We start from the raw sequence: 2,911 nt of genomic DNA, 5'->3' as shown, positions 1-2,911 counted from the left end.
CCGCCCGCCACCGCGCCGACCACCGACCGGGCCGCCCCGGTCACGTCCCCGACGAGATCGGGCCGGACGACCGGCGGCACCGTGGTGGCGTAGTCGGCGAGCGCCTCGGCGGTGCTGTAGCGCGGGGTGTAGCCGAACTCCTCGCGCAGCACGCGGGTGTCGACCACCCGGCCGAAGTTGAGCAGGCGCATCTGCTCCGGGGACCACTCGACCGAACCGTCGACCAGCCGCGCCCGCCGGGCCAGCTTCCGGACGCCGCCCATCGCGGACTGCGGCACCGGCAGGGCGACGCGGCCCAGCCGGCGGATCGCCTGGGACAGCAGCACGGTGCCCGACGCGCCGACGTTCACGGTGCCCACGAAGTCGCCGACGGCGGCCTGGCGGAGCACCGCGACGGCGTCGTCCTCGTGCAGCAGCTGGACCCGGGCGTCGTAGCCGAGCGCGGTCGGCACCACCGGCATGCGGAGGAACCCGGACAGCAGCGAGTCGATCCGGGGGCCGATCAGGTTGGTGAAGCGCAGCACCGCGACGCCCACGTCGGGGCGGCGGCGGGCGAACGAGCGGACGTAACCCTCGATGTCCAGGCTGTCCTGGGCGAACCCGCCCGCCGGGACCCGGCGGGCCTGCATCGCCTCGGTGAAGACGGCGGGGTCGCGGGGGCTGGCCCCGTAGACCGCGCTGGTCGACTTGAGCACCAGCCGCCGGACGGCGGGCGAACGCTGGCACGCGGCGAGCAGCTGCATGGTGCCGATGACGTTGAGCTCCTTCATCGACACCCGGCCACCGGCGGCAGCCGGCGTCGCGCTGATGTTCATGTGCACGACGGTGTCGACCGACGCCGACTCGATGACCTTCGCGATCAACGGGCTGCGGATGTCGGCGCGGACGAACTCGGTGCGCCCCAAGTGCCGGAGCACCTCGGGAGCCGGGGGGACGGTGTCCACCCCGATGACCCGGTCGATCGCCGGGTCATCCGCGAGCTCGGCCGCCAACGCGCCGCCCAGCCACCGGCTCACGCCGGTGACGAGGACGACCGCGGGCGGCACGAGCGTCAGCTCACTTCTTGTTGCGCCGCTGGACGCGGGTCTTCTTGAGGAGCTTGCGGTGCTTCTTCTTCGCCATCCGCTTGCGGCGCTTCTTGATGACCGAACCCATGGTCCTGCTCCCGACGTCGTGTCCGCACAGTGCCGGGAAGGTGACCGGGTCGGTCACGCCGGGCACCGTGCGAGGTGATCAGCTCGTGCGCGGCCCGCCCCTCGCGGAGGGTGGGGCCGCTCAGTACCCGAGCCTACCTGGCTGGTGACGTGCTGGAGCGGCCACCTCGCAGGGGCCCACCCCGAGCGTGCGAAGGGTGGGGGGCGAGGTGGTCCTTGTTCAGGCGATGTCGGTGTAGGCCTCGCGCAGGTAGTCGTGCACGGCGCGCTCCGGCACGCGGAACGAGCGGCCGACGCGGACGGCGGAGAGCTCGCCGCCGTGGACGAGGCGGTAGACGGTCATCTTCGAGACCCGCATGATCGCGGCGACCTCGGCGACGGTCAGGAAGGCGACGGCGGCGCGGGGCGCGGGCACCTGGGCCGGGCGGCCGACGGGCATGGAGGCCGGGTGGGCGGCCGGCACGGGGCGCGACAGCGAGGCAGCCGAGATGGGCCGACCCATCTGGCGCGGAGCGGGGACGCCCGGACGGGCGGTCTGGATGGTGGCGCGCTGGGGCATGGTCACGTCGTTCATCTCCGGTCTCAGCACAACCCGCGGCCACCGGCTTCCCCACCGGCGGGCGTGTCACGTTCGTGCTGGAAGAGACCATATGGGGACCGGAGTGACAGAAGCGATGGGTGAAACGGACAGGCGGACCGGTCCGTCCTGGGCACAAGTGGACAGAGACAACGCGTGACACTCCAGTTACGGCGTGTTGTCCCCAAGTCGACTCTCGTCACCTGGGTGCTGTCCACAGAGATCTGTGGACAACTACGTGCCTGTGATCCACCTGGTGCGACCTGGGACACACGGTGCGCACGGGCTCTGGGCCGGACGTGCCCCGAGCCGGTCAGTCCGCTGCGCGTCCCAGGGCGACCGACCGGTCGTGTGCCGCCTCGATGGCCGCGATCAGTGCCGCGCGCACGCCGTGCCGCTCCAGCTCGCGGATCGCGGCGATCGTCGTCCCGCCGGGGCTGGTGACCGCCTCCCGCAGCTGCACCGGGTGCTCCCCGGACTCCCGGAGCATCACCGCGGACCCGTAGGCCGTCTGGACGATCAGGTCGGCGGCCACCGCGCGCGGCAGCCCGAGCAGGATCCCGGCGTCGATCATCGCCTCGACGAGGAAGAAGAAGTAGGCCGGCCCGCTGCCGGACAGCGCCGTGACGGCGTCCTGCTGGCCCTCGGGGACCCGGCGCACCTGGCCCACCGGTGACAGCAGCGCCTCGGCCTCGTCCAGGTGCTCCTCGGTCGCGTGCGCGCCCGCGGAGATCACGCTCATCCCGGCGTCCACCAGGGCGGGCGTGTTCGGCATGACCCGCACCACCGGCGTCCCGGCCGGCAGGGCCGCCTCGATCCGGCTGGTGGGCACGCCGGCGGCCACCGACACCACCAGGTGCTCGGCGGTCACGTGCGGGGCCAGCAGGACGAGCAGGCCGTCGATGTCCTGGGGCTTGACCGCCAGCAGCAGGACCCGTGACCGCGCGGCCGCCCCGGCCAGGTCGGCCGCAGCGATGCCGTGCCGCTCGGCCAGCTCCGCGGCCCGCTGCGGGCTGCGCTCGACGACGACGACGCCGTCCCCGGTGCCCGCCTGGCGGACCAGACCGGCGAGCAGCGCCTCGCCGATCTTGCCGCCGCCGATGATGGCCAGGCCCGTCCGCCCTGCGGTGATCATGTCCGCGACCGTAGTGCCCCGCCGGGCGCGACGGCGTGGCCCGGG

At 73.5% G+C, this 2,911-nt stretch carries 4 protein-coding genes; all 4 read right to left on the bottom strand.

The features are described 5' to 3' along the window. The coding region (locus FHL80_RS24955) for an NAD-dependent epimerase/dehydratase family protein (RefSeq protein WP_138736017.1) at positions 1-1,046 on the bottom strand (1,046 nt) is incomplete at its 3' end. Positions 1,047-1,056: 10 nt separating this feature from the next. Then, positions 1,057-1,212, bottom strand: coding sequence for a 30S ribosomal protein bS22 (locus FHL80_RS27260; RefSeq protein WP_439331116.1), 156 nt, complete (start codon positions 1,210-1,212; stop codon positions 1,057-1,059). 162 nt (positions 1,213-1,374) lie between these two features. Further along, positions 1,375-1,728: a helix-turn-helix domain-containing protein gene (locus FHL80_RS27255; protein ID WP_246078942.1), complete on the bottom strand. Its 354-nt coding sequence runs from the start codon at positions 1,726-1,728 to the stop codon at positions 1,375-1,377. Positions 1,729-2,044: 316 nt separating this feature from the next. Continuing rightward, positions 2,045-2,866: a pyrroline-5-carboxylate reductase gene (gene proC / locus FHL80_RS24940; RefSeq protein WP_138736016.1), complete on the bottom strand. Its 822-nt coding sequence runs from the start codon at positions 2,864-2,866 to the stop codon at positions 2,045-2,047. Positions 2,867-2,911: the final 45 nt, after the last annotated feature.

This window comes from Modestobacter excelsi, from assembly GCF_005930495.1.
Lineage (GTDB): Bacteria > Actinomycetota > Actinomycetes > Mycobacteriales > Geodermatophilaceae > Modestobacter > Modestobacter excelsi.
Note: the sequence above shows the minus strand (reverse complement) of the source record. Positions and strands in the feature narration are given on the sequence as shown.

Excerpts from the sequence above, each read along its gene's own strand:
- FHL80_RS27255 (WP_246078942.1), bottom strand. The coding sequence starts at position 1,728 with ATGAACGACGTGACCATGCCCCAGCGCGCCACCATCCAGACCGCCCGT.
- proC (WP_138736016.1), bottom strand. The coding sequence starts at position 2,866 with ATGATCACCGCAGGGCGGACGGGCCTGGCCATCATCGGCGGCGGCAAG.